The sequence below is a fragment of the Streptomyces sp. NPDC033845 genome (assembly GCF_055576225.1).
Map to the genome: position 1 here is coordinate 282,787 of NZ_JBVIRI010000007.1, position 26,604 is coordinate 309,390.

At 73.6% G+C, this 26,604-nt stretch carries 24 protein-coding genes; 19 read left to right on the forward strand and 5 right to left on the reverse strand.

Going from position 1 to position 26,604, the window contains the following annotated elements:
- Positions 1 to 20 precede the first annotated feature (20 nt).
- Genes ACZ50K_RS17970 through ACZ50K_RS17980 form a run of 3 tightly spaced genes read left to right on the forward strand, consistent with a single transcriptional unit; the run spans position 21 to position 2,683 of the window.
- The gene (locus tag ACZ50K_RS17970) at positions 21 to 995 is read left to right on the forward strand and encodes an aminoglycoside phosphotransferase family protein (RefSeq protein ID WP_468903762.1); all 975 of its coding nucleotides are present in this window, start codon (positions 21 to 23) and stop codon (positions 993 to 995) included.
- A complete protein-coding gene (locus ACZ50K_RS17975; protein WP_468903765.1) occupies positions 992 to 2,044 on the forward strand; it encodes an inosamine-phosphate amidinotransferase 1 in 1,053 nt (350 codons plus the stop codon). The genes ACZ50K_RS17970 and ACZ50K_RS17975 overlap by 4 nt, the downstream gene beginning before the upstream one ends.
- 36 nt (positions 2,045 to 2,080) lie before the next feature.
- A complete protein-coding gene (locus tag ACZ50K_RS17980; protein ID WP_468903766.1) occupies positions 2,081 to 2,683 on the forward strand; it encodes a dTDP-4-dehydrorhamnose 3,5-epimerase family protein in 603 nt (200 codons plus the stop codon).
- Positions 2,684 to 2,755: 72 nt separating this feature from the next.
- Here the strand turns inward: ACZ50K_RS17980 and rfbD are convergent, their stop codons facing one another.
- From rfbD to ACZ50K_RS17995, 3 genes are all read right to left on the reverse strand, one after another.
- Positions 2,756 to 3,661, reverse strand: coding sequence for a dTDP-4-dehydrorhamnose reductase (gene rfbD / locus ACZ50K_RS17985; protein ID WP_468903769.1), 906 nt, complete (start codon positions 3,659 to 3,661; stop codon positions 2,756 to 2,758).
- A gap of 64 nt (positions 3,662 to 3,725) precedes the next feature.
- Positions 3,726 to 4,715 (reverse strand): dTDP-glucose 4,6-dehydratase, encoded by a 990-nt coding sequence (rfbB, locus tag ACZ50K_RS17990; RefSeq protein ID WP_468903770.1) that lies wholly within the window; start codon positions 4,713 to 4,715, stop codon positions 3,726 to 3,728.
- A gap of 84 nt (positions 4,716 to 4,799) precedes the next feature.
- Positions 4,800 to 5,867 (reverse strand): glucose-1-phosphate thymidylyltransferase, encoded by a 1,068-nt coding sequence (locus tag ACZ50K_RS17995; RefSeq protein ID WP_468903773.1) that lies wholly within the window; start codon positions 5,865 to 5,867, stop codon positions 4,800 to 4,802.
- Positions 5,868 to 6,464: 597 nt separating this feature from the next.
- On the opposite strand from ACZ50K_RS17995, the gene ACZ50K_RS18000 reads away from it, so the two are divergent.
- The 12 genes from ACZ50K_RS18000 to ACZ50K_RS18055 all read left to right on the forward strand — a co-directional run bounded on the left by ACZ50K_RS18000 (position 6,465) and on the right by ACZ50K_RS18055 (position 20,331).
- Entirely contained in the window at positions 6,465 to 7,406 is a 942-nt protein-coding gene (locus tag ACZ50K_RS18000; protein WP_468903775.1) for a ParB/RepB/Spo0J family partition protein, read from the forward strand.
- 71 nt (positions 7,407 to 7,477) lie between these two features.
- Positions 7,478 to 8,401, forward strand: a complete 924-nt coding sequence (locus tag ACZ50K_RS18005; protein ID WP_468903777.1) for an APH(6)-I family aminoglycoside O-phosphotransferase — start codon at positions 7,478 to 7,480, stop codon at positions 8,399 to 8,401.
- 335 nt (positions 8,402 to 8,736) lie between these two features.
- The gene (locus tag ACZ50K_RS18010) at positions 8,737 to 9,783 is read left to right on the forward strand and encodes an inosamine-phosphate amidinotransferase 1 (protein WP_468903780.1); all 1,047 of its coding nucleotides are present in this window, start codon (positions 8,737 to 8,739) and stop codon (positions 9,781 to 9,783) included.
- Positions 9,784 to 9,827: 44 nt separating this feature from the next.
- Positions 9,828 to 10,673, forward strand: a complete 846-nt coding sequence (locus tag ACZ50K_RS18015) for a glycosyltransferase (RefSeq protein ID WP_468903782.1) — start codon at positions 9,828 to 9,830, stop codon at positions 10,671 to 10,673.
- A 10-nt stretch (positions 10,674 to 10,683) separates the two neighbouring features.
- Entirely contained in the window at positions 10,684 to 11,283 is a 600-nt protein-coding gene (locus tag ACZ50K_RS18020; protein WP_468903784.1) for a streptomycin biosynthesis protein StrG, read from the forward strand.
- A 124-nt stretch (positions 11,284 to 11,407) separates the two neighbouring features.
- On the forward strand, positions 11,408 to 12,526 hold the full coding sequence (locus tag ACZ50K_RS18025; RefSeq protein WP_468903786.1) for a dTDP-dihydrostreptose--streptidine-6-phosphate dihydrostreptosyltransferase: 1,119 nt from the start codon (positions 11,408 to 11,410) through the stop codon (positions 12,524 to 12,526).
- Between the two features lie 77 nt (positions 12,527 to 12,603).
- Positions 12,604 to 13,668: a Gfo/Idh/MocA family protein gene (locus ACZ50K_RS18030; protein WP_468903789.1), complete on the forward strand. Its 1,065-nt coding sequence runs from the start codon at positions 12,604 to 12,606 to the stop codon at positions 13,666 to 13,668.
- On the forward strand, positions 13,665 to 15,038 hold the full coding sequence (locus tag ACZ50K_RS18035) for an alkaline phosphatase (RefSeq protein ID WP_468903792.1): 1,374 nt from the start codon (positions 13,665 to 13,667) through the stop codon (positions 15,036 to 15,038). The genes ACZ50K_RS18030 and ACZ50K_RS18035 overlap by 4 nt, the downstream gene beginning before the upstream one ends.
- A gap of 94 nt (positions 15,039 to 15,132) precedes the next feature.
- Complete coding sequence (locus ACZ50K_RS18040) at positions 15,133 to 16,275, forward strand: DegT/DnrJ/EryC1/StrS family aminotransferase (protein WP_468903794.1); 1,143 nt, start codon at positions 15,133 to 15,135, stop codon at positions 16,273 to 16,275.
- Positions 16,276 to 16,378: 103 nt separating this feature from the next.
- Complete coding sequence (locus ACZ50K_RS18045; protein ID WP_468903796.1) at positions 16,379 to 17,329, forward strand: aldo/keto reductase; 951 nt, start codon at positions 16,379 to 16,381, stop codon at positions 17,327 to 17,329.
- Positions 17,330 to 17,338: 9 nt separating this feature from the next.
- Positions 17,339 to 18,574 carry a glycosyltransferase 87 family protein gene (locus ACZ50K_RS18050; protein ID WP_468903800.1) on the forward strand — a complete coding sequence of 412 codons (1,236 nt, stop codon included), beginning with the start codon at positions 17,339 to 17,341 and terminating at the stop codon, positions 18,572 to 18,574.
- 140 nt (positions 18,575 to 18,714) lie between these two features.
- Positions 18,715 to 20,331 (forward strand): MFS transporter, encoded by a 1,617-nt coding sequence (locus ACZ50K_RS18055; protein WP_468903802.1) that lies wholly within the window; start codon positions 18,715 to 18,717, stop codon positions 20,329 to 20,331.
- Here the strand turns inward: ACZ50K_RS18055 and ACZ50K_RS18060 are convergent.
- Positions 20,303 to 21,103 (reverse strand): helix-turn-helix domain-containing protein, encoded by an 801-nt coding sequence (locus ACZ50K_RS18060; RefSeq protein WP_468903804.1) that lies wholly within the window; start codon positions 21,101 to 21,103, stop codon positions 20,303 to 20,305. The two genes, ACZ50K_RS18055 and ACZ50K_RS18060, sit on opposite strands and share 29 nt — an antisense overlap.
- A gap of 119 nt (positions 21,104 to 21,222) precedes the next feature.
- Here ACZ50K_RS18060 and ACZ50K_RS18065 point away from each other — a divergent pair, with 119 nt between their 5' ends.
- From ACZ50K_RS18065 to ACZ50K_RS18075, 3 genes are read left to right on the forward strand one after another with little or no spacing between them, the layout of a single operon-like run.
- Positions 21,223 to 21,702 carry a GNAT family N-acetyltransferase gene (locus ACZ50K_RS18065; protein ID WP_468903806.1) on the forward strand — a complete coding sequence of 160 codons (480 nt, stop codon included), beginning with the start codon at positions 21,223 to 21,225 and terminating at the stop codon, positions 21,700 to 21,702.
- Between the two features lie 56 nt (positions 21,703 to 21,758).
- The gene (locus ACZ50K_RS18070) at positions 21,759 to 22,268 is read left to right on the forward strand and encodes a SigE family RNA polymerase sigma factor (protein ID WP_468904002.1); all 510 of its coding nucleotides are present in this window, start codon (positions 21,759 to 21,761) and stop codon (positions 22,266 to 22,268) included.
- A gap of 54 nt (positions 22,269 to 22,322) precedes the next feature.
- The gene (locus tag ACZ50K_RS18075) at positions 22,323 to 23,588 is read left to right on the forward strand and encodes a hypothetical protein (RefSeq protein WP_468903808.1); all 1,266 of its coding nucleotides are present in this window, start codon (positions 22,323 to 22,325) and stop codon (positions 23,586 to 23,588) included.
- A gap of 18 nt (positions 23,589 to 23,606) precedes the next feature.
- Here ACZ50K_RS18075 and ACZ50K_RS18080 read toward each other — a convergent pair whose 3' ends face one another.
- Positions 23,607 to 25,319, reverse strand: a complete 1,713-nt coding sequence (locus ACZ50K_RS18080; protein ID WP_468903810.1) for a bifunctional 3'-5' exonuclease/DNA polymerase — start codon at positions 25,317 to 25,319, stop codon at positions 23,607 to 23,609.
- 49 nt (positions 25,320 to 25,368) lie between these two features.
- Here ACZ50K_RS18080 and ACZ50K_RS18085 point away from each other — a divergent pair, with 49 nt between their 5' ends.
- Positions 25,369 to 26,562 carry a DUF2786 domain-containing protein gene (locus tag ACZ50K_RS18085; protein WP_468903813.1) on the forward strand — a complete coding sequence of 398 codons (1,194 nt, stop codon included), beginning with the start codon at positions 25,369 to 25,371 and terminating at the stop codon, positions 26,560 to 26,562.
- Positions 26,563 to 26,604: the final 42 nt, after the last annotated feature.

The following is a 26,604-nucleotide window of genomic DNA, read 5'->3' on the forward strand; positions in this document are numbered from 1 at the left end:
CACCGGTGTTAGGCTTTGGCATGCTCTTGGAAAACAAGCTCGTGGAACGCCGGAGCATCCTCCGGCTCATTGAGGAAAACTTCCGTGATCATTTTCCGAGCGACCGGGAATTACCGGATCCGGAGTTCTTCCCGCTCGGCGAGGACAGTTGGTCGTACCGCTGCGGGCCGCTGTGGATCAGCGTCCGGCGCGATCTGGAGGGCCACTTCCCCGGAGCGTACGAAGTGTCCCTGCTGCTGCGCGAGAGCGGGAAGGACTACGTCCTCGCCCCGCTCGCCGGACGGAACGGCGGGGTGGTCCACCGGATCGCCGGACTCCCGGTCGTCGCCTTCCCCTACCTGGAGCGCGCCACCGCACCCCCCACCTCCCCCACCCCCGACCAACTCGACCTGCTCATCAGCCGGTTGCGCGAGGTGCACGCCTTCGAGCCGCCGGCCTCCCGGCCGGTGGACGTGCCCACCGAGGACTTCCGGTTCCCCTTCGGCAACGACCTCGACAAGGCGCTGCGGACCGCGCTGGACGGCGGCGCCGAGGAGTGCGGGCCCTACGGCCGCCGGCTGGCCGAACGGGTGCGCGACTGCCGGCCCGGCCTGGACGCGCTGCGCGAGGAGGCCGCCCGGGTCGCCGGGGAGTGCGCCGCCCACTGGCGCGGCGAGCGCCCCGCGCTCACCCACGGGGATCCCAGCCTGGCCAACGTCCTGTTCGGCTCCGGGGTGGACATCATCGACTGGGGCGGAGCGATGTGGGCCCCGCCGGAACGCGACTGGGCACCCCTCAGCCGGGTGTTCGGCACCGCCCCCGAGGGCCGCCCCGGGTTCCTCCGCTTCTACGAACTCCGCTGGCAGCTGGCCGAGATAGCCGAGTACGCCACCCGGTTCACCGGACCCCACGCCGGGGACGCCGACGACGACGCCATGTGGGGCCGGCTGCTGCGCTACCTCCCGGAACCCGGGCCGGGCACCGGGACCGGACCCGGGCCGGGGTCCCGGACGTGAGCCTGGTCGGCGTCCACACCGAATGGGACCCGCTGGAGGAGGTGGTCGTCGGCACCGCCCTCGGCGCCCGGGTCCCGGCCGCCGACCGGTCCCTGCTCGCCGTCGAGTACGCCGAATACGCCGGCCCCGACCGCTGGCGGGAGGTCCCCACCGGCCCCTACCCGGACCGGGCTCTCAAGGAGACCGAGGAGGAACTCGAAGAGCTCTGCGAGGAGTTGCGCGGACTCGGGGTGACCGTCCGGCGCCCCGCCGCCCGGGACAGCGCCGCCCCGGTCCGCACCCCCGACTGGGAGAGCGAGGGCTACCACGACTACTGCCCCCGGGACGGCCTGCTCACCGTCGGCGACACGGTCATCGAGACCCCGATGGCGCTGCGCGCCCGCTTCCTGGAGTCCCTGGCCTACAAGGACCTGCTGGTGGAGTACCTCGCCAGCGGCAGCCGCTGGATCTCCGCCCCCAAGCCCCGGCTGGACGAGACGATGTACGACCCGTCCGCGCCGCCCGGCGGCCGGCTCGGCGGCCGGGAGCCGGTGTTCGACGCGGCCAACGTGCTGAGGCTGGGCACCGACCTGCTGTACCTGGTCTCCGACAGCGGCAACGAACTCGGAGCCCGCTGGCTGCAGTCCGCCGTGGGCTCCGCCTACACCGTCCACCCGTGCCGCGGTCTGTACTCCTCCACCCACATCGACTCCACCCTGCTCCCGCTGGGTCCCGGCCTGCTGCTGGTCAACCCGTCCCGGGTGACCGGCGACAACCTGCCCGCCGTCCTGCACGGCTGGCGGCGGATCGCCTGCCCGGAGCTGGTCGGCCTCGGCTACGCGGGGGACGTCCCGCACTGCTCCCGCTGGATCGGGATGAGCCTGCTGGTGGTCCGGCCGGGGCTGGTCGTGGTCGACCGGCGGCAGCGGGCGCTGATGCGGGTGCTGGAGCGGCACGGGGTGGACGTGCTGCCGCTGCGGCTGACCCACTCCCGGATGCTCGGCGGCGGGTTCCACGGGGTCGCCCTCGACGTCCGCCGCACCGGAACCCTCCAGACCTACCGCTTCTGAAGCCCAGCAGTGAATCCCAGCAGAAAGGGGGCGCACGTGCGTCCGCTCAGTGTGCAAGGCGCCTGGCTGTCCGAGACCCACGCGCTCGACGACGACCGGGGCGAGTTCCACGAGCTGTACAGCGCCAGGGTGCTCAGCGGGGTGCTCGGCTACGACCCCGGGGTGCTCCAGGTGAACCGTTCCGTCTCCCGGCGCGGGGTGCTCCGCGGGGTGCACTTCGCGCAGCTCCCGCCCGGCCAGGCCAAGTACGTCACCTGTGTCAGCGGTGCCGTGCTGGACGTGGTGGTGGACATCAGGACCGGCTCCCCCACCTACCGGGCCTGGGAGGCCGTCCGGCTCGACGACCCGTGCCGCAGCCTGTACGTCGAGGCCGGTCTCGGGCACTCCTTCATGGCGCTCACCGACGACGCCGTGGTCGTCTACCTCACCTCGCAGGGCTACGCCCCCGGCCGGGAGCACGGGGTGAACCCGCTCGACCCGGACCTCGGCATCGTCTGGCCGGAGGACATCGAGCCGGTGCTCTCGGACAAGGACAGCAAGGCCCCCGGGATCGCCGAGCTGGAACGCCGCGGCCTGCTGCCGAGCCACGAGGAGTGCGAGGCCTTCCACCGGGGCCTGCGGGAACGCCGCCGGGGCTGAGTACGGGCCCGGGTGCGGGTGTCGGGCGCGGGGCCGGGCACGGCCGGGCGCGGGGCGGTCGGCGGGCGCCGGTCAGCGGGCCGGCCGGCCGGCGGCCGCGCGGAGCGCCGGGAAGGCCTCGGCCAGCGCGCCGCCCCAGTGCCGCAGCGGCTCCAGCCCCGCCTCCGCCCAGCGGGGCTGGGCCAGCACGCTGAACCCGGGCCGCAGGGCGGGCCGGGCCAGTGCCGCGCTGCTGGTGGGCCGGATCCGGTCCGGGTCGGCGCCCAGCATCCGGAAGGTCTCGCGGGCCAGCGCGTACCAGGTGGTGGCCCCGGTGTTGGTGGCGTGGTAGATCCCGGCCGGGGCCGCCCCCGCCAGCGCCGCCGAACCCAGCACGGCCAGCCGGTCCGCGAGGTCCGCGGTCCAGGTCGGCTGGCCGTGCTGGTCGTCCACCACGGCCACGGTGTCCCGCTCGGCCTCCAGCCGGATCATCTTCATCACGAAGTTGGGCCCGCCCGCCCCGTACAGCCAGGCCGTGCGGACCACGTAGCCGGTCTCCGGCAGCGCCTCCAGCACGGCCCGCTCCCCGGCCAGCTTGCCGCGCCCGTAGACGGTGTGCGGACCGGTGGGTCCGTCCTCCCGGTGCGGGCTCGCGCCGGTGCCGGCGAACACGTAGTCGGTGGACAGCTGGAGCAGGACGGCGCCCAGGGCGCGGCAGGCCCCGGCGAGGTGGAGCGGCCCGTCGGCGTTGACCGCCATGGCCGGGGCCGGATCCGACTCGGCCGCGTCCACCGCGGTCCACGCCGCGCAGTTGACCACCACGGCCGGCCGGTGGCGGGCCAGCGCGGACCGTACGGCCGGGCCGTCGGAGACGTCCAGGGCGCGGCGGCCGAGCGCGGTGACGGAGGCCCCCCGGCGTACCAGCAGGGAGGTGAGCTCGCGCCCCAGCATGCCGGACGCACCGGTCACGAGCCAACGCGGGCGGGGGTACGGGGACATGCTGTAGGTCTCCGAGGGGTGCGTGCCGGGCGGCCGGGCGGCGGACGGGAGGGGGGCGCCCCGCTCAGTCGGGCAGCGAACCGACCGGGATCAGCGGTTCCCACCAGGAACGGTGCGCGTGGTACCAGGCGACGGTGGCGGCCAGCCCGTCGGCCAGGCCGGTCCGCGGGGCGAAGCCCAGTTCCCGCCGGATGCGGGTGGAGTCCACGGCGTACCGCCGGTCGTGTCCCTTGCGGTCCTCGACGTACTCCACGCTGTCCCAGCCGGCGCCGCAGGCTTCGAGCAGCAGCCCGACCAACTCCTTGTTGCTCAGTGTGGCGCCCCCGCCGATGTTGTACACCCGGCCGGCCCGGCCGCGGGTGCGGACCGCCTCGATGCCGCGGACGTGGTCGTCGACGTGCAGCCACTCCCGGACGTGCAGCCCGTCCCCGTAGAGCGGGACCCGGTGCCCGTCCATCAGCAGGGTGATGAACCGGGGGATCAGCTTCTCCGGGAACTGGTGCGGGCCGTAGTTGTTGGAGCAGCGGGTGACCCGCACGTCCAGGCCGTGGCTGACGTGGTGGGCCAGGGCCAGCAGGTCGGCCGAGGCCTTGGAGGCGGAGTAGGGGCTGTTGGGGCGCAGCGGCTCGTCCTCGGTCCAGGAGCCCTGCTCCACGGAGCCGTAGACCTCGTCGGTGGACACCTGGACGAAGCGGCCGATCCCGTGCCGGGTGGCGGCGTCCAGCAGGGTCTGGGTGCCGTGCACATTGGTCCGCACGAAGACGGAGGCGTCCAGCAGGGAGCGGTCGACGTGGGACTCGGCGGCGAAGTGCACGACCTGGTCCTGGCCGGCCATCACCCGGTCGACCAGGGCGGCGTCGCAGATGTCCCCGTGCACGAAGCGGTAGCGGGGGTGTCCGCGCACGGCCGCCAGGTTGTCCGGGTTGCCGGCGTAGGTGAGGGCGTCCAGGACGGTCACCACCACGTCGGGCGGCCCGTCGGGACCGAGCAGGGTGCGGACGTACCGGGAGCCGATGAAACCGGCCCCGCCGGTGACGAGCAGATGGGTGGTCAAGGCGACGGGCTCCGCTTCTGGTCGGGATCGGGATCGGGATCGGGTTTGGTTCGGTTCGGTTCGGGCGGCGGTCGGGCGGTCGGGTCAGGAGGAGATCTGGGCCCTGCTGTGGTCGCCGAGCACCAGCCGGTGGGCGTACGGCACCGGGGGCGCGGAGGTCACCTGGACGTGCCGGCCGATCAGCGAGGCCTCGATCCGCCGCACCCCGGAGATGGACGCGCCGCGCAGCACGATGGAGAACTCCACCTCGCTGTCCTCGACCACGCAGTCCTCGGCGATGGAAGTGAACGGTCCCACGTACGAGTTGGCGACGACGGTGCCGGCGCCGATCACGGCGGGGCCCACCACGCGGGAGTTGCGGACCTCGGCGCCCTCCTCGATCCGGACCCGGCCGATCAGGTCGCTGTGCTCGTCCACCCGGCCGTCGCAGCGGGTCTCGACGCCCTCCAGCACGAGCCGGTTGACCTCCAGCATGTCGGCGACGTTGCCGGTGTCCTTCCAGTAGCCGGTGATCTGGGTGGACCGCACGTCCTGGCCGGCGTCGATCAGCCACTGGACGGCGTCGGTGATCTCCAGTTCCCCGCGCCAGGAGGGTTTGACGGCCGCCACCGCCTCGTGGATCGCGGGGGAGAAGAGGTAGACGCCGACCAGGGCCAGATCGCTCTTGGGGTGGGCGGGCTTCTCCTCCAGGCCGCGCACCCGCCCCGAGGGGCTGAGCTCGGCCACGCCGAACGCCTGCGGGTCGGGCACCCGGGTGAGCAGCAGGTGGGCGGCCGGGCGGGCCGCCCGGAATTCCCGCACCAGGTCCTCGACTCCGCCCACGACGAAGTTGTCGCCGAGATACATGATGAAATCCTCTTCGCCCAGGAAGTCCCGGGCCACCAGGACGGCGTGGGCGAGCCCCAGGGGTTTCGCCTGGGGAATGTAGCTCACGTTCAGACCGAATTTGGAGCCGTCTCCCACGGCGTCCATAATCTCGTCCGAAGTGTCGCCCACGACCATGCCCACGTCGGTGATGCCGGCCTCGGCGATCGCTTCCAGGCCGTAGAACAGCACGGGCTTGTTCGCGACCGGTACCAGTTGTTTGGCGGATGTGTGGGTGATGGGCCTGAGGCGTGTTCCGGTGCCTCCTGCCAATACCAGGGCTTTCATGTCGTTCTCCCCGCGTGGTCGTCCGTGGCGGATGGATCCGGCCACTGTGGCGTGATCACTTGGATGGGGTGCGCCGGTTGGGGGACGCGCCGAGTAATCGACGGATAGCGTCGGGATTCCGGTGCGTGGCCGAAAGAAAAGGGTTGCAATGGGTTGCGAGGGGCGCGAGGCGATGGCCGCGTGCCGCCTGGGGCCGCTCCCCGGGGTCTTCTTCGCTGGTGGCGGCCGGTAGACCCGGCTCCTGACCTTGCATTTTAAGGCTGCTTTTCGGCCATTTGACGTCCGCTTTACCCGGATGAACACCGCTATATGGATGCTAGGATACGAAGTGCAAATGACCGCTCTTTATTGCCGCGAATACCCGTAATTGAAGGGTGTGTAATGGAGCATATTTCAGGGAAGAGTCCCGAGCAAGCCCGTGAGCAGCCGGTGGGAAGCGTGGGCGCGCCCGACGAGGGGGAACTGAAATTATCTGACGTGGTGCTCGTTCCCATCGAATCCCTACGGCCTTCGGATTCCCCCCGGAGCGCCGGCGAGGACATCGAGCACATCCGCACTCTCGCAGCCTCGGGCGCGGAATTGCCGCCGATCGTGGTGATGCCCGGGACGCGGCGCGTCATCGACGGAATGCACCGGCTGCGGGCCAGCGAACTGCGCGGGGCCACCGAGATCGCGGTCCGGTATTTCGAGGGCGAGGAGAAGGAGGCCTTCGTCTTCGCGGTGAAGTCCAACGTCACCCACGGCCTGCCGCTCTCCCTCGACGACCGGAAGGCCGCGGCGGCCCGGGTCCTCGACAGCCACCCCTTCTGGTCCGACCGGGCCATCGGCCTGGCGACCGGGCTGTCGGCGAAGACGGTGGGGACCCTGCGGTCCTGTTCGAGTGTGGGGGTTCCGCAGTCGAACGTGCGGATCGGCAGGGACGGACGGGCCCGGCCGCTGGACCCCACCGAGGGCAGGAGGCTGGCGAGCCGGCTGATCCAGGAGAACCCCTCCGCCTCGCTCCGGCAGATCGCCGCCCAGGCCGGGGTGTCCCCGAGCACGGCCTCCGACGTCCGCAAGCGGCTGGCCCGCGGCGAGAGCCCGCTGCCCGAACGCGACCGCGACCAGGCCAAACAGGGGCCCGTCGAGGAGCCGCCGGCCCGTGCCGAGCGGGCCGAGGGGATCGGGCCCTCCCACGTCATGGTGCTGCGCCATCTCAGCCGTGACCCCTCCGTCCGGCTGACCGAGGACGGAAGGGCGCTGTTACGTTGGCTCAACGTGGTGGCCGTGCGCAACCAGGACTGGGAGCGCTTGTTAGGCAACGTGCCACCCCATTGCGTCAAGGTCATCGCCGAACTCGCCCGCGGCTGCGCCGACATCTGGCACCGGGTGGCGGAGGAGCTGGAGCAGGCCGAGGCCGAGGAGACGTCGGCCGGACCCGTGCGTGACGTGCCCGTACGCGACCCGGCGGTACGGCCGTCACTGGCCGCCGTGCGCCTGGGCCGGGCAGCTCCGCCGGCCTCCCGCACCCACGGCCTGCGCGCCATACCCGCGACGTAACCCGCGCGATGTCCGCGACGTAGCCCGCGCGCGCACGGCCCCCGACAGACCAGAACCGTAAGGATCCCCCCATGAGTTCATCCGACCCCATCCACGTCCCGGACGCCCTGGCCGAGGCGTACGAGAGAAGCGGCGGTGAGGAGGGACGCGCCTGGATCGCCGGGCTGCCCGCCCTCGTCGCCCGGTGTTCCGACCGCTGGGAGCTGAGGAGAGACGGCGCCATCGGCTCCGGAGAGGCCTCGGTGGTGGTGCCGGTGCTGCGCGCGGACGGCACCCGGGCCGCACTGAAGCTCCAGATGCCCCGCGAGGAGACCGCCGCCGCCACGATCGGGCTGCGCGCCTGGAACGGGAACGGCATCGTGCGGCTGCTCGACCACGACCCCGGGTCCAGCACCATGCTGCTGGAGCGGCTGGACGGTTCGCGCACCCTGGAGTCGCTGGAGGACGACGACTCCGCCCAGCGGGTCCTCGCCGGCCTGCTGGCCCGGCTGCACTCCGTCCCGGCACCCGCCGGGCTGCGCTCCCTCGGCGACATCGCGAGCGACATGGTGAAGGAAGTCCCCTCCGCTGTCGACTCCCTGACGGACCCGGCCGACCGGAAGCGGCTGCGCGACTGGGCCTCGGCCGTCGGCGAGCTGCTGGCCGATCCCGGCGACCGGATGCTGCACTGGGACCTGCACTACGGGAACGTGCTCGCCGCCGAGCGCGAGCCGTGGCTGGCCATCGACCCGGAGCCGCTGGTCGGCGACCCGGGCTTCGACCTGTGGCCGGCCCTGGACACCGGCTGGGAGCTGGTCGAGGCCACCGGCGACCCGCTGAGAGTGGTCCGGCGGCGCTTCGACCTGCTGACCGAGGCCCTGGAGCTGGACCGCGGCCGGGCGGCCGGCTGGACCCTGGCCAGGCTGCTGCAGAACACCCTGTGGGACATCGAGGACGGCCGGACCGCGATCGCCCCGTCCCAGACCGCGGTGGCGGACGCCCTGCTCGACCGCTGATCCCGGCCGGTCCCGCACCGACCCGTCCCGACCCCCACCGCCCACCGCCGGACCGTTCGACTGCCGACCGCCCGCAGTCGAACGGTCCGGCGTCGTTTCCGCACCGTGCCCGCGCCGCTGGACGCATGCCGGAGCGGAACCGCGCTGCTAGCCTTCGTCGAGTCCGGGGGAGCAGGCGACCACGGTGGACCGCAGATGTCGCCCCTCGCCCCACTCGCACCCACCCCCCACCCCACTCCCACCCCACGCGCACCCGCGCCCTGTCGGGCCGAGCCGGGCCGAGTCCTGCCCGCCGCCCCGCGTTTTCGTCATGTTTCGCCCGATTAAGGAGAGCCATGAGCCTTGTAAGCGTGCACAACGAATGGGACCCGCTGGAGGAGATCATCATCGGGACGGCGGTGGGCGCCCGGGTGCCCCGCGCCGACCGCAGCGTCTTCGCCGTGGAGTACGCGGGGGACTACGGCAGCCAGGACCAGATCCCCTCGGGGGCCTACCCGGACCGCGTGCTGAAGGAGACCGAGGAGGAGCTCCACGTCTTCGCGGAGGAACTGACCAAGCTGGGGATCAAGGTCCGGCGGCCCGGCCCCCGCGACAACTCCGCCCTGATCAAAACCCCCGACTGGGAGACCGACGGCTTCCACGACTACTGCCCGCGCGACGGCCTGCTGTCCGTCGGCGAGACCATCATCGAGACCCCGATGGCGCTGCGGGCCCGCTTCCTGGAGTCCCTGGCCTACAAGGACATCCTGCTGGAGTACTTCGACAGCGGCTCCCGCTGGCTGTCCGCCCCCAAGCCCCGGCTGACCGACGCCTCCTACGACCCGGCGGCGGCCGCCGGGGAGCGGCTCACCGACGTGGAGCCGGTGTTCGACGCCGCCAACGTCCTGCGCTTCGGCACCGACCTGCTCTACCTGGTCTCCGACAGCGGCAACGAACTGGGCGCCCGCTGGCTCCAGTCGGCGGTCGGAGACGCCTACACCGTCCACCCCTGCCGCAAGCTGTACGCCTCCACCCATGTGGACTCCACCATCGTGCCGCTGCGCCCCGGGCTGGTCCTCACGAACCCCTCGCGGGTGAACGACGAGAACATGCCGGACTTCCTGCGCTCCTGGGAGACCATCACCTGCCCGGAGCTGGTCGACATCGGCTTCACCGGCGACAAGCCGCACTGCTCGGTGTGGATCGGGATGAACCTGCTGGTCGTACGCCCCGACCTGGCCGTGGTGGACCGCCGGCAGACCGCGCTGATCAGCCTGCTGGAGAAGCACGGGATGAACGTGCTGCCGCTCCAGCTGACCCACTCGCGGACCCTCGGCGGCGGCTTCCACTGCGCCAGCCTCGACGTCCGGCGCAACGGCTCCCTGGAGACCTACCGCTTCTGAGGCTCGGCGATCGACTCCACTACGGCTAAGGGAGGTTGGCACACGTGATCGGCTACGGGGTCTGCGTCGGCCCGGGCAACCTGTTCGAGCGGACATGCCTGCCCGGCATCGAACGCGTCCGGACACCGGGCAGCCCGGTGTTCACCATGCGCAACCAGCGCTCGCTCTTCTCGGCCTACAACGCCATGTTCGACCAGGCGGCGGCCAATTCCGACATCACCGGGCTGGTGATGCTCCACGACGACGTCGAGCTGCGGAAGAACCCGGCCGACGTCGCCCAGTCGGTGTTCGAGGACGACTCCGTGGGCATGCTCGGCTCGGTCGGCGGCTCCGACACGGTCTCGCTGGCCTGGTGGAACGAGAAGGAGACCCGGCGCGGCCGGGTCACCGACTACGACAAGGTCCACGACTACGGCTCGGACCGCTACGAGGTCGACGCCGTGGACGACGTCATCCTCTGCGTCAACCGCTGGACCATCGAGAACGTCCGCTTCCCCGAAGGCCACTACCGCGGCTTCGAGGGTCTGGGGGTCATCCTCGCCACGCTGGTGCGCGCCGCCGGCAAACGCGTGATGGTCCAGGACCTCCAGGACGTCATGCACCACAACGACGGCCGCGCCTTCAACGGACTGAAGGACTGGCGGCACAACGAACTCCGCTGGCAGCGCGAGTTCTTCGACCTCAGCCCCGTCGAGCGGCTGGGCAACCACCTGGAACGCCTCACCATCCCCGCGGTGCCCCTGCGGCTCGCCGCCCGGAGGCTCGCCCTGCGTGCCGCCGGCCGGTCCCACGAGGTCAGCGACGGGGAGACGGGCGACCCGGTGATCGACGAACTGGTCGGCGGCTGGTACCGGAAGTGCACCCGGCTGCGCGGCCGCATGCAGGTCTGAGGAGGCCCCCATGGCGAAGTACACACGGCTTCGGTACGACGTGAGCAAGGTGCTCCTCGCCGACCTCGTCCGCGAGGTGATGGACGTGGACGACCTGGAGGGCCTGGCCGCCAGCGAATGGCTGGCCACCCGGGAGACCGACCAGAGCACGCCGTACCACAAGCGTTTCTACGACAACGCCGACATCATCCAGCCCGCCTACCGCACCCTGGCCCGGGAGCTGCTCGGCGACACCGTCGACGAGGTCTACCTCCAGCGGGTCCCCACCTTCCGGGTGCACCTGCGGAACTCCGTCGCCGTCGGCTCCTGGCACCGCGACCGCGACTTCGGGCACGACCCCGCCGAGGTCAACTACTGGGTGCCGCTGACCAGGGCGTACGGCAACAACACCCTGTGGATCGACGAGGAGCCGGTGCACGCCGAGTACGGCGACGTCATCCGCTTCGACGGGGCCAACTCCTGGCACGGGAACGTCGTCAACGACACCGAGATCAGCCGGGTCAGCATGGACTTCCGGATCCTGCCGCGGGCCGCCTACCAGCCCAGCGACCGGAAGTCGGTGTCCTACGGGCTGCCCTTCCGGCTCGGCGACTACTGGGACACCGTCTGACCCGTCCGAGCACCCGTCCGATCCGTCCGAGGCCGTCCGAGGACGGGCGGTGCGGCACGCCCCGCCGCACCGCCCGTGTGCCGGTACCGGTACCCGCCCCGGCAAGGAGAATGGGACCACCACGGTGACACCGACCGAAGAACCCCTGCACGAACTCGACCCGCGGTTCCGGGAACTCCTCGCGGACCTGCCGGCGGACCGGCCCCCCTGGTTCTGCTTCTTCTCGACCGGGCTGCTGCACGTCCTCCACCACTTCCTGCGCTTCGTCCCCGACAAGCTGAACTGCGTGTACATCTGCTCCGGACTCGACGCGGAGGAGACCGCCCTCCGCGACCGGATGACCGGCGGCGCACCCGTCTTCGACCTGACGGAACGGGTCGGCAGCCACGAGATCTTCGAACTGCTGCTGCGCAACCTGGACCGGCCCTTCGGCATCGTGGACGTGGACTGCTTCGTCACCGAGACCGACTGGTTCGACCGCTGCACGGACGGACTGGAACCGGGCACGGCCGTCAGCGGCCCGCTCAGCTACGGGCCGATCCCGCTGGCCGCCCCGCCGTTCCTGGCCATCGATCCCCGGGTGCGCCCCGAGATCGAGCGGGCCATCGGCGGCCCGGTCACCCCCGCCGCGTACTCCTACGTCCCGCCCGGCCCGGAGAAGGAGATCGACGGGGCCATGGTGCGGCGGATCGAACCGCACCACGAACGGGCGCTGGCGAAGGTCATGGCCCTGGAGGGGCCCCGGCTGCCGTTCCCGCAGGGCGGTCTCGTCGATGTGCTCGACGACGGCCGGGAGGTCCGCAGCCACGAGCGGTACCACCACCTCCACAACGGCCAGGAGGTGATCCGCGTGGTCTTCGACGGTCTGATGCTCTACCAGCTGATGGCCCTCGCGGCGGGGCAGCGCATCGCCCACTTCCACGCCTTCCCCGGCACCAAGGTCTTCGCCCCCGAACTCGTCCACGCGGGCGGCATCTCCTACTGGCACCGGCTGCGCCCCAGCGAGATCGCCGCCGGCATCCACGAACTGCCCTGGTCGGCGCATGTGGACGCGCTGCTGCTGGAGGACTTCAACCGCCGCCCGGACGCCCCCGCCGCCTACCGCACCCGCGGCACCCGGCTCGCCGCGAACCTGCGGCTGTCCAAGGCGGACCTGCCGGGGCTGCGCACCGAACTGCGCGCCAAGCTCGCGTCCAGCGGGGTGGACGTCACCGACCCCCGCTGGGCCGTCGTCCTCGACTGACGGACCGCCCGGGCACCCACCGCGTACCGCACCGCGCACCCCGCGCACGACCGCGCCCGACGTTACGGAGACCCCCGATGAGAGTGGGAATCGTCGGAGCCGGCCGCATGGGCCGACTCCACGCCCGCACACTGCTCGAACTACCGGACCCGCCCGCCCTGCTGGTGTACGACGCCGACCCCGCCGGAGCCCGCCGGCTGGCCCGGGAGCTGTCGGCCGGGGCGCTGTCCGAGGTGACCGCCGTGCCGGAGCTCGCCGACGCCGTCGCCGGGGCGGACGCCCTGGTCGTGGCCACCCCCGCCACCCAGCGGCGGGCCCCGCTGCTGGCAGCTGCCCGGGCCGGGCTGCCGGTGTTCTGCGAGAAGCCGCTGACCGCCGACGAGACCGAGGCCCGCGAACTGGCCGGGGCGCTCGGACACACCCTGCTGCACGTCGGCTTCCAGCGGCGCTGCGACCCCGAGTACCGGGAACTGCGCGCACGGATCACCGCCGGGGAACTCGGGCGGATCCTGCTGGTGCGGTGCACCGCCTTCGACCACCGGCCGCCGGCCGGCGGCTACGAGGAGACCGCGGGCGACATCTTCACCGACTGCCTGATCCACGACATCGACGCCGTGCACTGGCTGACCGGACAGCCCACCGCCGCCGTGCAGGCGGACGGGGCCCGGCTGCTCGGCGGCGCCGGCTACGACGTGGCCACCGCCGTCCTCACCCTCGCCGACGGGGCCCGCGCCGTGCTCAGCGCCTCCCGGCTGGACCCGCACGGATACGACCACCGGGTGGAGGTGCTGGGCACCAAGGGCTCGCTGTCGGTCGGCCTCGGCCCGCGGACCCCGCTGCGGCTGCTCGGCCAGGAAGGCACGGGCTGCCCGCCCGACTCCCGGTCCCGCCCCGCCTACCAGGACTTCACCGACCGCTTCGAGACCGCCTACCGGCAGGAGATCCACGCCTTCCTCGGCATGGTGACCCGCGGGGAGCCCAGCCCCTGCACCGGGGCGGACGCCCTGCGGGCGCAGCAGGTGGCGGCGGCCGCCGGCCGGGCCGCCCGGACCGGGACCCGGATCGCGCTGGACCCGGACCGCCGGGACGCCCCCGCCGGTTCACCGGCCGCCGGTGCGCTGGTCGCCGGGCAGTCCCGGTGAGGCGGCCGGACGGGCGGGCCCCGTACCGGCGCGGCGCCGTCCTGGGTGCGGCCCTGCTCCTCCTGGCCACCGCGCCCGGCGCGTCCACCGCCACCGCCACCCCCACCCCCGCCGGCGGGCCCGGCGGCGGAGGAGCCCCGGCGCGGAACGTCATCCTGCTGATCGGCGACGGCATGGGCGACCCGGAGATCACCGCGGCCCGCAACTACGCGGCGGGCGCGGCCGGCCGGCTGGCCATGGACACCCTGGACCACACCGGCCGGCGCACCACCTTCTCGGTGGACGAGCGGGGCCGGCCGGTCTACGTCACCGACTCCGCGGCCGGGGCCACCGCCTGGGCGACCGGGCGGCGCACCGTCAACGGCCGGGTCTCCAAGTCGCACGACACCAACCGGCCGCTGCCCACCCTGCTGGAACTCGCCCGCGACCGGGGCTACGCCACCGGCAGCGTCACCACCGCCTCGGTGGCCGACGCGACCCCGGCCGCGCTGACCGCGCACGTCACGGACCGGTCCTGCAAGGGCCCGGCCGACATGGCCGCCTGCCCGGCGGACACCCGGGCCCGCGGCGGCGCCGGCTCGGTGGCCGAGCAGACGGTCGCCGCCCGCCCCGACGTCCTGCTCGGCGGCGGATCCGCGCACTTCGCGCAGACCGTCACGGACGGCCCGTTCCGCGGCCGCACCGTCCTGGACCAGGCCCGGTCGGCCGGCTACCAGGTGGTGCGGGACCGGGCCCAGCTGGCGGCGGCCCGCCCCGGCCGGCCGGTGCTCGGGCTGTTCGCCCCCGAGTACGTACCGGTGGAGTGGACCGGGCCGGCCGCCGCCCCCGGCGGCACCGAGCCCCGGCGGTGCTCCGTCCGCAACCCCGCCCGGCCCGCCGGCACACCCACCCTGGCCGAGAGCACCCGGGCCGCCCTGGACCTGCTGACGGCCCGGCGCGACCACCGGGGCGGCCCCGGGAAGGGCTTCTTCCTCCAGGTGGAGGGCGCCTCGATCGACGACCGGGCCCATGACGCCGACCCGTGCGGACAGCTGGGGGAGACCCTGGCCTTCGACCGGGCGGTCGCGGCCGCCCTCGACCACGCCGGACGGCACCGGGACACCCTGGTGATCGTCACCGCCGACCACGGTCACGCGACCCAGATCCTGCCCGAGGACGCCCCTCCGGCCGGACTGTCCGCCACCCTCCTGACCGACGAGGGCGTCCCGATGCGGCTCGGATACGGCACCGCGGCGCCCGGCGAGCCGCAGGAGCACACCGGGGCGCCGGTCCCGGTCGCCGCCCGGGGGCCGCTCGCCCACCGGGTGACCGGCCTCCAGCAGAACACCGCACTGTTCGGCACGGTCCGGGCCGCCCTCGGCCTGCGCTGAACCGACACCCCCCGCGCGAACCAACCCCCGCGCGAACCAACCCCTGTGCAAACCAACCCCCCTGCAAACCAACCGAGTCGAAAGGTTCGAACCGTTGAGCTCTTTCCAGGAACTGCCGCGCTGGCCCCAGCTGACGGACGAAGACATCGAGGCGGCGGTGGCGGCCCTGCGCTCCAACCGCCTGGTGGGGCTGGGCAACAGCACGGTCGAGGAGTTCGAGGCGGTGCTGGCGGCCGGCCAGGGCGTGGAGCACGCCGTCGCGGTCTCCACCGGCACGGCCGCCGTCCACCTGGCCCTGCACGCCCTCGACGTGGGCCCCGGCGACGAGGTCATCGTGCCCACCCACACCTTCATCGGCTCCGCCAGCCCGGTGGTCTACCTCGGCGCCCGCCCGGTCTTCGCCGATGTCACCCCGGACACCCACTGCCTGGACCCGGTGTCGGTGAAGTCGCTGATCACCGAGCGCACCAAGGCCATCGTGGTGGTCCACATCAACGGTGTGGCCGCCGACATGGCCGGGCTGTCCGCCGTGGCCGCCGAGGCGGGCGTACCGCTCGTCGAGGACGCCGCGCAGGCCCTCGGCACCGAGATCGGCGGCCGTCCCGTCGGCGGCTTCGGCGACCTGGCCTGCGTCAGCCTCTTCGAGCAGAAGGTGATCACATCGGGCGGCGAGGGCGGGGCCGTGCTCACGAACAACCCGGTCTACGCGGAGCGGGTGCGCCGGCTGCGCAGCCACGGAGAGGGCCCGATCGTCGGCAGCCCCGGCATGATCTGGGCGCACGAGGTCGGCTACAACTACCGTCTGACCTCCGTGCAGGCCGCCGTCGGCCTCGCCCAGCACAAGCGGCTGGGCGAGATGGTCGAGGCCCGCCGCCGCAACGCCGCCCACCTGTCCGGCCGGCTGGCCGGCACCGAGGGGCTGGAAATGCCGGTGGAGCCGGAGGGCACCACCCACGCGTTCTGGAAGTACGCGGTGCGGGTGGCCCCGGGCGGCGGCCGCCGCCCGGCCGCCGACATCGCCGCCGACCTGCGCTCGCGCGGTGTCCCGGTGCTGCTGCGCTACCCCTACCCGCTGCACAGGCAGCCCGCGTTCGCCGACCACCACGCGGTGTCCCTGCCGGTGGCCGAGCGGCTCTCGCAGGAACTGCTGGCGCTGCCCTCGCACCCGGGCCTGGCCGAGGGCCATCTGGACCACATCGCCGACGAGGTCCGCAAGGCCGTCACCGCCACCGGCTGACCCGACCGCCGCACACCCCCGAACTCCCGGGTCCCGCGCACCGGCCGTCCGCGGCCGGTGCGCGGGACCCGCTCCGCCCGCCCACCCGACCAGGAGTGCCGCCATGTCCTCTGCCCCGCTGCCCGCATCCGCCCCGGCGCCCGGCCCCGACGGCCCGCCGCTGCTCCTCGGCACCTCCGCCTTCGGCCAGAACGAACGCGGCTTCCCCGTCTTCGACGCCTACTGGGAGGGCGGCGGCCGGGCCTTCGACACCGCCTGGCTCTACGGCCAGGCGTACGGCCCCGGCTGCTGCGAGCGCACCTTCGGCGCCTGGGTGGCCTCCCGCGGCCTCGACAAGGAGGTGTGGGTGCTCGCCAAGGGCGCGCACACCCCGGACTGCCTGCCGGACCGGATCGAGGGCCAGCTCACCGAGAGCTTCGACCGGATGGGCCGCGACCACGCCGACCTGTACATGCTGCACCGGGACAACCCCGAGGTCCCGGTGGGGGAGTTCGTCACCGTCCTCGCCGACCTGGTGGACCGCGGGGTGATCGGCTCGTACGGCATGTCCAACTGGCCGCTGGAGCGGGTGGCCGAGGCCGTCGCCCACGCCCGCGCGCACGGGCTGCCGCTGCCCGCCGGCATCAGCAACCAGTACAGCCTCATCGACATGGTCCACCCCATCTACCCGGGCACCGAGACCTCCAACACCCCGGCCTGGCGGGCCTGGCTGGCCGAGGGCTCCACCCGGCTCTACCCGTGGGCGAGCCAGGGCCGGGGCGCCCACGCGCTGGCCGACCCCGGGGAGCTGCGCACCGGTCCGCTCGCCGAGAGCTGGTACAGCGAGGCCAACGCGGCCCGACTGGAGCGCACCCGCCTGCTGGCCGAGCGCACCGGGGTCTCCGCCACCGGCATCGCCCTCGCCTGGACCCTGTCCCAGCCCTTCCCGGTCGTCGCCCTCATCGGGCCCCGGCTGCCGGAGGAGGTCCGCGACTCCCTGGCCGCCGCCGGGCACCGGCTCACCGACGCCGAACGCGACTGGCTGGAGACCGGGCAGGGCGACCTCCCGGTCTGAGGGATCGCGGTGACTGTGGCGTCACGGCTCCGGCGGCCGCGGGCCCGGACGGCGGGCTGGGTGCTCCTCGTCGCCGGGTTCGCCGTGTTCGGGCTGGTGAGCATGGTGCTCGCCTGGCGTGCCGATGCGGTGGACCTCCAGGTCTACCGGGCCGGCGGCCGGGCGCTGCTGGACGGCCGGGACCTCTACGACCGGCCGGTCCGGGAGGACTTCTTCTTCACCTATCCGCCGTTCGCGGCCCTTCTCCTCAGCCCGCTGGCCCTGCTGGGGACGGGGGCCGCCAAGGCGCTCGTGGTGCTGGCGAACGCCGGGCTGCTGGTGTTCGTGGTGGCCCGGTCCTGCCGGGCGCTGGGCTCCATGGAGACCCGGCTGTTCACCGCGGTGGTGGTGACGGTCTCCGGGGCCGCCTTCGCGCTGGGGGCGGTGCACGGCACCTTCCACGACGGCCAGATCAACCTGCTGCTGCTCGCCCTGGTGCTGGCCGATCTGACCGGCCGGGAGGAGCACTGGGCGCGGGGTGCCGGGGTGGGGATCGCGGCGGGGCTCAAGCTGACCCCGCTGTTCTTCGTGGCCTATCTGCTGGTGACCCGCAGGTTCCGGCAGGCCGCCACGGCCTCGGCGTGCGCGGCGGGCACGGTGGCGGTGAGCTTCCTGGCGGCCCCCGCGGCCTCGGCCGACTACTGGCTGCGGGGGGCGTTCGCCGATCTCGACCGGATCTTCGCCGACCCGGCGTCACGGCACAACCAGTCGCTGCGGGGGCTGCTGCTGAAGGGCGGGGTGCCGCAGGACGCCGCCCTGTGGCTGTGGCTGCTGCTCGCGGCCGCCACCGCCGCCGCGGCGCTGCTGCTGGCCGCCCGGGCGGCCCGGCGCGGCGAGGAGCTGCTGGCCGTCTCGGTGTGCGGGCTGTGCGCGGCCGCGGTGTCGCCCTGGTCCTGGGGCCACCACTGGGTGTGGCTGGTGCCGTTCGCGGTGTTCCTGGTGTGGGTGGCGGGCCGGCCGGGCCGCCGGACGCTGTGGCTGCCGGTGGCGCTGCTGGTGGCCGCCACCGTCCCGGCGGTGCCGGCCCTGGCCGATCCGCTGGAGGACGGCGCGGTGCCCGCCGTGCAGGGCGGACCGCTGGGGTTCGTGCTGACCAATCTCTACGTGCTCCTCTTCCTCGGGGTCCTGGCCACCCTCGCCGCGGACCTGGCCGGTGCACGCACCCGGTTGTCCGCTGCGCGCAACCGGGCAGGTCGGGTGGGCTGAAGTTGTCCGCTGCGCGATATCGGTCGTCCTGGGACGCCGTTCCGCGCGCCCTGGCGGGCCCCTAGCGTGAAGGTGCGGCGCCGACCGGCCATGGAGGTCCCCCGCACCCGACACCCGAGCGCCACCCCCAGGGAGTACTCATGTCCACGACCTCGAAGACGAGCGCCGCACCACCGCTCGGCCGGCCGCGCAGCCCCGGACTGGTGCTGTTCATGGTCTGCGTCGCGATCTTCATGCTGATGCTCGACGCCACGGTGGTCTCCGCCGCCCTCGCCGACATCCGGGTGGACTTCGACGCCTCCATCGACGGGCTCCAGTGGGTCATCGACGCCTACTCGATCCCGCTGGCCGGTGTGCTGCTCACCTTCGCCACGCTCGGCGACCGGTTCGGCCGCAGGCGGATGTTCATCATCGGCATGGGGGTGTTCACCGCCGCCTCCCTGGCGCTGGCGTTCGCCGGGACCATCGTGGTGCTGGACGTGCTGCGCGCGGTGCAGGGCGTCGGCGCGGCCATGCTGTTCGCCACCGCGCTGCCGCTGCTGTCGGTCGCGTTCCCGGAGACGGCGGCCCGGGCGAAGGCGATCGGCATCTACGGTGCGGTGATGGCCGGCGCCACCGTCGCGGGACCGGTCATCGGCGGTGCGCTGGTCACCCAGTTCGGCTGGCGCTCCATCTTCCTGATCAACGTGCCGATCGGCATCGGGATCGTGGTGCTCGCCGCCCTGAAGATGCCCGAGTCGGCGAGCATCCCGGACCGCCGCTCCGACTGGCTGGGCGCGACCCTGCTGACCGGCGGACTGGTGGCCGGTGTGTTCGCGCTGACCCGCAGCAACGCCCTCGGCTGGACCTCGGGCACGGTCGTCACCCTGGTGGCCGCCGCCGTGGTGCTGCTGGTGGCCTTCCTGGCCTGGCAGGTGCGCGCCCCGCACCCGCTGTTCGACCTGAAGATGGCGAAGAAGCCCGGCTTCTCGGGCACCGCGATCGTCTCGGTGGCGCACATGGCCACGCTGATGGCCGCGTCGAACTACCTGGCGCTGTTCCTCATCGGGACGCTGGGCTACACCCCGCTGGAGATGGGTCTGCGGCTCGTGCCGATCAGCGTGGGCGCGATGATCGCCGCCCCGCTGACCGCGATCTTCGCTCGGCGGGTGTCGATCGCGCTGTCCCTGCCGCTGGCGATGTCCCTGGTCACGGCGGGCATGTTCCTGATGGCCGGCTTCGGTTCGGACAGCGAGTGGACCCACTTCCTGCCGGGCATGCTGGTCGGCGGCCTGGGTCTGGGCGCGCTCACCGCGGTCACCCAGGCCGCCTCGCTGACCTTCGCCTCGCAGGAGAACGCGGGCATGGCCAGCGCCACCTTCGGCACCCTGCGGCAGATCGGCATGGCGATGGGCATCGCCGGCCTCGGCGCGATGTTCAGCCATGTCGCCGAGGACAAGGCGCAGTCGGGGCTGGCGGCGGTGCCCGGGGCGGCCGCGGTGCCGCAGGACCTCAAGGACCAGTTCGTGGAGCAGATCGGGTCCGGGGCCGGACACCAGGTGGTCGAGGGGGTGCCCGCGCAGTTCCACGACAGCCTGCCGGCCCTCACCGAGGTCGCCGACAGTGCCTCGATCGACGCGATGAACTCCCTGGCCACCCTGGGCGCCTGGATCGGCACGGTCTCGGTGGTCCTCGCGGTGATCGCCTTCGCGGTGGACCGGCGCCGGACCGTGAAGGCCGCCGAGCCGGTCAGGGAACCAGAGCCGGCATCGGTGTGAGGTCGGACCGGGCACCGCTCCCGCCGAAGTACGCGGCGGGGGTGGTGCCGATCTCGCGCCGGAACGCGGTGATGAAGGCACTGGAGGTCTTGTAGCCGACCGCCCGGGCGACCCGGGCGATCGGCTGTCCGGCGCCCAGCATGGGGAGGGCGGCGTTGAGCCGTTCGAAGGTCCGCCAGCTGGCGAAGCTGACCCCGGTCTCGGCCCGGAACCGGCGGGACAGGGTCCGGGTGGACGCGCCGAGTTCCCGGCCCCAGTCCTCCAGGTCCCGGGCGTCGGCGGGGTCCTGTTTGATGGCGAGGGCGATCCGCAGGGCCAGCGGGTCGGTGGGGAGGATGGTCGGGGTGGTGGACACCGACATGGGGGTCATCAGGTCCCAGAGCACGGCCGCGGCGCGGGCCCGCAGGCCCTCCGTGTCATGGCCGAGGTCCACCAGGTAGGACAGCAGCGGCCCGACCAGTCCGGTGGCGTCGATGACGGTGGGGGCGTCCCAGCGCAGCGGGCAGTCCTCGGGCTCGAAGTAGAGGGAGTGCATCGAGCAGGGCGAGCTGGGGACCACCGAGTGGTCCACCCCGCCGGGGATCCACAGGGCGCGGGAACGCTGCACCACCCAGCGGGAGTTGCCGACCGTCATGGTCAGCAGGCCGGTGGGCGCCCAGGTGAGCTGGTGCTGGGGGTGGTTGTGGGTGGGCACATCGGTTCCGGCTTCGAGCGGGATGACGATGCTCGAATAGCTCGAATAGTTGACCGTGGGGTGCTGCTCACTGATCACAGACTCCAATTCTACCGGCCCTCAAGCGTGTTGCGAGGGGCAGCGGGAAATCGGGCGGCTGGGAGAATGGCCACGGCGCGCACGGGCGCCCTCGGAGGACTAGGCGCGGGAAGACGGGTGTGGACGCTGTGGACACGGTGGTACGGGTGGCCGGGGAAGCGGATCTCGACGTGGCCGGGGAGCTGTTCGCCGGCTACCTGGACTTCTACGAGGTGAAGGTCGGGGACCCGGACCGGCCGCGGGCCTATCTGGCGGAGCGGATGCGGGCCGGGGAGTCCCTGGTCCTGCTGGCCGACTCGCCCGGCCGGGGCACCGTCGGCCTCGCCCAGGTCTACCGGACGTTCTCCTCGCTGGCGCTGCGCCCGATGTGGATCCTCAGCGATCTGTACGTGGCACCGGCCGGCCGCCGGACCGGCGCGGGCCGGGCCCTGCTGCGGGAGACGGTCCGCCGGGCCGCCGCGGAGGGGGTGTCCGGGGTGCAGCTGGAGACGGCGTACGACAACCGGATCGCCCAGGCCCTCTACGAGTCGGAGGGCTTCGTTCGGGACGAGTTCCACGTCTACTTCCACGAACTGGCGAAGGAACCGCGCGAGGGGTGAAACATTTCCCGGCCGTACCGCGTCGTTGGGGTGGGACCGACGGCGAGGGGGAGCGGATGCTGCGGCAGGGACAGCGGGAGGGCTTTCGCGAGTTCGCGGAGGGGCGGAGCGGGCAGTTGTACCGGTCGGCCTGTCTGCTGACCACCGGCGACACCCATCTGGCCGAGGACCTGGTGCAGGAGACCCTGGGCCGGATGTACCTGCTCTGGGGCCGGGTCTCCCGGATCGACAATCCGGCGGCGTACGCGCAGACCGTGCTGGTCCGGGCCTTCCTCACGCACCGGCGGCGCCGCTCCTCGGGGGAGCAGCCGGTGGGGGAGCTCCCGGAACCGGCCGGCGGCGGGCCCGATCCGGCCCTGCGGATGACCCTGCTGGAGGCGCTCGGGGGGCTGGCGCCGAAGGACCGCGCGGTGCTGGTGCTCCGGTACTGGGAGGACCGCAGCGTCGAGGAGACCGCCGACGTGATGAACGTCAGCTCGGCGGCCGTGCGGACCCGGAGTTCCCGTGCACTGGCCCGACTGAGGGAGCAACTCGGCGGCAGCATGTCCGAGTTCGTCTTCTTCTGACCCGCGTCCCCGCGGCTTCGATCACACCCCTTTTCGTGGAAGGTTTGGTTCCTCATGCCCTTCGAAGACGAACTCGGCGACGCCCTGCGGCGGACCGGCGAAGGCTTCAGCACCGACCGGCAGGCCCTGGTGGACGGCGGCGAGCGGCACGGCCGCCGGCTGGTGGCCCGGCGCCGGGCGGCGGTGGCCACCGGAGCGGTTCTCACGGTGGCCCTGCTGGGCGGTGTCGGCACCTGGGCCGGGGGACTGCTGACCGGGGACGACGGCAAGGGGTCCTGGGTGGCCGCCCAGCCGACACCGACGCCGACCCGACCGGGCGAGCCCACCGGCGGCACCGGCGGCGGGGCCGGATCCGAGCGGGCGGGCACCGGGGCGGTCAGCGGGCCGCAGATGGTCGAGAAGCTGAGGTCCCTGCTGCCCGGGGGCACCTTCACCGCCGAGCGGTCCGCCGGCACCGAGACCTCCGCCCCGCACGTCGGCGGGGTCTTCGACGACGGCAGGGGCAAGGCGGCCTTCTCCCTCAGCCTGACCCGCTTCCACCCGGAGGACGGCACCGCCACCACGATGACCGAATGCGGGGACAAGGAGCTGGAGGGCTATGACAGCTGCACCTCCAGCACCCTGCCCGACGGCTCCCGGCTGCTGCTCCACCAGGGCTACGAGTATCCCGACCGGCGGGTGGACACCCGGGTCTGGCGGGCCACCCTCGCCACCCGGCAGGGCTTCCTGGTCGACCTGTCGGAATGGAACGCCCCGAAGGAGAAGGGCGCCCCGGTGTCCCGCCCCGCCCCGCCCCTGACCCCGGCCCAGCTCAAGGCCCTGGTCACCTCGAAGGTCTGGCTGCCGGCCCTGGACGACCTGCCGGACGTCGACCCGACCGAGGTGTCCCCGCCCGCCACGGAGGGCCCCGACGCCGCGAAGATCCTCCCCGGCCTGCTCCCGAAGGACGGGGTCACGCTGGTCACCAGGGGCGGGGACCCCTCGTACGCGTTCGCCGTCCTCGACGACGGCAAGGGCAAGTCCCTGGTCCAGGTCAACGCCCAGCCGGACAGCGGCTCGCTGGCCGGCGACCTGTTCACCGGCCCCGGCGTGGTCACCCTGCCGGACGGCACCCTGGTGAAGCCGGAGCAGCGGCCCGGCGAGAAGCGCGGCGCCGGAGTGGTGTGGTGGAGCGTGGACACCCTGCGGACCGACGGTCTGCGGGTGGTGGTGTCCACCTTCAACACCGGCAGCCAGAACAAGCCGGCCACCCGCCCCGCCCCGCTGCTCACCATGGAGCAGCTGCGGGCGATCGCCCTCAGCCCCCGGTGGACGCGGTAGCGCCCGGCCGACCGGCCCCTACTTGGCGTCCGCGTAGCACTCCACGACCGCCGTGGTGAACGGGAACCGGACCGGGGTCTCGCCGAAGGCGATCAGCCCGGCCCGGTCCGCGGCCGCCCGGATCGCGGCGGCCACCGCCTCGGCCTCCTCCGCCGGGCAGTGCACGATCACCTCGTCGTGCTGGAAGAACACCAGCTCGGCCCGCAGCCCGGCGGCGGCGGTGGCCTGGCGGAGGGCCGCCATCATCAGCAGCGCCCAGTCGGCGGCGCTGCCCTGGACCACGAAGTTCCGGGTGAACCGGCCGCGGGCCCGGGAGTCGGTGGAGGCGTAGCCCGGGGTCCAGCCGTCCGCCGCGGCGGGGGCGGGGTCGGCGGCCTGCGGGAGTCCGGCCTCCTCCGGGTCCCCGGCGCCGACCGCCGGCGGGCAGGTGCGGCCCAGCCAGGTGCGGACCAGCCGGCCCTCCTCCCCGGCCCGGGCGGCCTCGTCCACGTACGCCACGGCGCGCGGGAAGCGGCGGCGCAGGGCGGCGAGGTTCTTCAGGCCGTCCCCCGAGGTCTGGCCGTAGACCGCGCCGAGCACGGCGAGTTTGGCCTTCTCACGGTCCCCGGAGAAGCCCTGGCGGGAGATGGCCGTGTAGAGGTCCTCGGGCCGGCCGGCCACCGCCATCAGCCCCGGGTCCCGGGAGATCGCGGCCAGCACCCGGGGCTCCATCTGGTCGGCGTCGGCCACCACCAGCCGCCAGCCCGGGTCGGCGACCACCGCCCGCCGGATCACCTTCGGGATCTGCAGGGCGCCGCCGCCGTTGGTGACCCACCGGCCGGTGACCGTGCCGCCGGGGACGTACTCGGGGCGGAAGCGGCCCTCGTGCACCCAGTCCTTGAGCCAGGCCCAGCCGTGCGCGGTGTAGATCCGGTACAGCTTCTTGTAGGCGATCAGCGGTTCCACGGCCGGGTGGTCGACTTCCTGGAGCTCCCAGCGCCGGGTGGACCGCACTTTGATCCCGGCCTCCGCGAAGGCCTTGACCACATCGGCCGGGAGGTCGGGGCGGACCCGGCGGCCGAAGGCGGCCGAGACCCGCTCGGCGAGCTCGGCGAGCCGGCGGGGCTCGCCGCCGCCCGCGTACCGCTCGCCGAGCAGCTCGGTGAGCACGGCCCGGTGCACGTCGGCGCGCCAGGGCAGTCCGGCGGCGTTCATCTCGGCGGCGATCAGGAACCCGGCCGACTCGGCGGCGGTCAGCAGGCTCATCCGGCCGGGGTGGGCGGTGGCCCGGTGCCGCCGCATCTGCTCGGCGTAGACGGCGAGCAGCGGGTCCAGCGGCAGCGGGGCGGCCGGCTGCGGCTCGAACAGCGAGGACTGGGTGCCGGGGGCGGCGGAGCGCTGCGGCGGGTCGGGGGGGACGGGTGCCCCGGTCAGCCGGGCCCAGGCGGCCGGCCCGGAGCGGGGTTCGCCGAGGCGGCCCTCGTGGCCCAGCAGCAGCAGTTCGGCGTCCTCCACGTCGTAGCAGCGGTCCACCCGGAGGCCGGCGGCCAGCAGACCGGGGTAGACGGCCTGGGTGGACTGCCAGATCCAGCGGACCCCGGGCGGGGCGGCCCGGACCGCCCCGGCGGCGTCGGCCGCGACGATCCGCCCGCCGGCGGCCGGGGCCCCCTCCGGACCGGGGGCGAGGGCAGCGGCATGCCATCGGCCGTCGCCGCTCTCGGCGAGGGCCCAACGCGGGGCAGGGTCGCTCATGAGTGCGAGTGTGGCAGCCGGCTCCGACAGCACGTGGCAGGGTGGTGGGGTGAGTGCGGACGGTGTCGAGGTGGTCGAGCGGGCCTGTGCGGTCGCGCTGTATTCGGTGGACGACGGGGCGCTGGACGCCGGGGCCTCGCTGCTCGCCGCCGATCCGGCGGCCTGGCCGGAGGTCGGCCGGGCGTGGATCGCCCGCGGCGAGGAGTACGTCCGGCAGGCCTGGGAGCGCGGCTGGCGGCCGGCCGACGTGCTGCGGCTGGTCCGCCGGGACCTCGGGGAGCGGGAGCTGCGGATCGCCGAGGACCTGATCGCGGCCGAGTCCCGCCGGTACGCCCGGACCCCGGAGGACTGGACGTCGGCCGAGGTCTGGTGGGACGGGGACCGGGGGTACGCCGAGGAGCTCGCCCGGCGCACCCGCTCGGACCGCTTCACCCTGGCCACTTCGGTGCTGGAGGTGCTGCGGCTGCTGATCCGGCTGCCCTCCGTCGAACCGGTCGGCCCGATACCCGGCGACCCCGCCGAGGCGCTGGAGACGGCGCACATCGAACCCCGGATGCTCGCCCGGATTCGGGCCCTGCTGGCCAAGGCCGAGGCCACCGGCTATCCGCAGGAGGCGGAGGCGCTCAGCGCCAAGGCACAGGAGCTGATGGCCCGGCACACCGTGGACGAGGCGCTGCTCGCCGAGCGCGGCGGAGCGTCCGGCCGGCGGCCGGGGGCCCGCCGGATCGGGGTGGAGCCGCCGTACGAGGAGGCCAAGGCGGTGCTGCTGGACGCGGTCGCGACCGCCAACCGCTGCCGGGCGGTGTGGAACAGCGCCTTCGAGTTCTCCACCGTGGTGGGCTTCGAGAGCGATCTGGAGGCCGTGGAGCTGCTCCACACCTCGCTGCTGGTGCAGGGCACGGCGGCGATGACCCGGGCGGAGGCCGGCCAGCGGGCCGGCGGCCGCAAGCGCACCAAGACCTTCCGGCAGTCCTTCCTGCTCGCCTACGCCAGCCGGCTCGGCCACCGGCTGGCCGAGACCGCCGAGCACGCCACGGCCGAGGCGGGCGGCTCGGACCACCTGCCCGCGCTGGTCGCCCGGGACGTGGCGGTCGGGGCCCGGGCCGAGGAGATGTTCCCGCGGACCACCACCACCCGGCTGCGCGGGGCCACCGACCACGCGGGCTGGACGGACGGCACCGCCGCGGCCGACGCGGCCCGGGTCGGCCGCGGCCGCACCCCGCTCCCGGAGACGCGCGACTGATCCCGCCCGGGGCGTCCAACCCGGGCAAAGCGGGACGGAAGT

What these genes read in the sequence shown, in the direction of transcription:
- ACZ50K_RS18080 (WP_468903810.1), bottom strand. Translation starts at nt 25,319, where the DNA reads ATGAGCGACCCTGCCCCGCGTTGGGCCCTCGCCGAGAGCGGCGACGGC.
- ACZ50K_RS18020 (WP_468903784.1), top strand. Translation starts at nt 10,684, where the DNA reads ATGGCGAAGTACACACGGCTTCGGTACGACGTGAGCAAGGTGCTCCTC.
- ACZ50K_RS17970 (WP_468903762.1), top strand. Translation starts at nt 21, where the DNA reads ATGCTCTTGGAAAACAAGCTCGTGGAACGCCGGAGCATCCTCCGGCTC.
- ACZ50K_RS18005 (WP_468903777.1), top strand. Translation starts at nt 7,478, where the DNA reads ATGAGTTCATCCGACCCCATCCACGTCCCGGACGCCCTGGCCGAGGCG.
- ACZ50K_RS18055 (WP_468903802.1), top strand. Translation starts at nt 18,715, where the DNA reads ATGTCCACGACCTCGAAGACGAGCGCCGCACCACCGCTCGGCCGGCCG.
- ACZ50K_RS18045 (WP_468903796.1), top strand. Translation starts at nt 16,379, where the DNA reads ATGTCCTCTGCCCCGCTGCCCGCATCCGCCCCGGCGCCCGGCCCCGAC.
- ACZ50K_RS18030 (WP_468903789.1), top strand. Translation starts at nt 12,604, where the DNA reads ATGAGAGTGGGAATCGTCGGAGCCGGCCGCATGGGCCGACTCCACGCC.
- ACZ50K_RS18075 (WP_468903808.1), top strand. Translation starts at nt 22,323, where the DNA reads ATGCCCTTCGAAGACGAACTCGGCGACGCCCTGCGGCGGACCGGCGAA.
- ACZ50K_RS18010 (WP_468903780.1), top strand. Translation starts at nt 8,737, where the DNA reads ATGAGCCTTGTAAGCGTGCACAACGAATGGGACCCGCTGGAGGAGATC.
- rfbD (WP_468903769.1), bottom strand. Translation starts at nt 3,661, where the DNA reads ATGTCCCCGTACCCCCGCCCGCGTTGGCTCGTGACCGGTGCGTCCGGC.
- ACZ50K_RS18070 (WP_468904002.1), top strand. Translation starts at nt 21,759, where the DNA reads ATGCTGCGGCAGGGACAGCGGGAGGGCTTTCGCGAGTTCGCGGAGGGG.
- ACZ50K_RS18000 (WP_468903775.1), top strand. Translation starts at nt 6,465, where the DNA reads ATGCCCGGGACGCGGCGCGTCATCGACGGAATGCACCGGCTGCGGGCC.
- ACZ50K_RS17995 (WP_468903773.1), bottom strand. Translation starts at nt 5,867, where the DNA reads ATGAAAGCCCTGGTATTGGCAGGAGGCACCGGAACACGCCTCAGGCCC.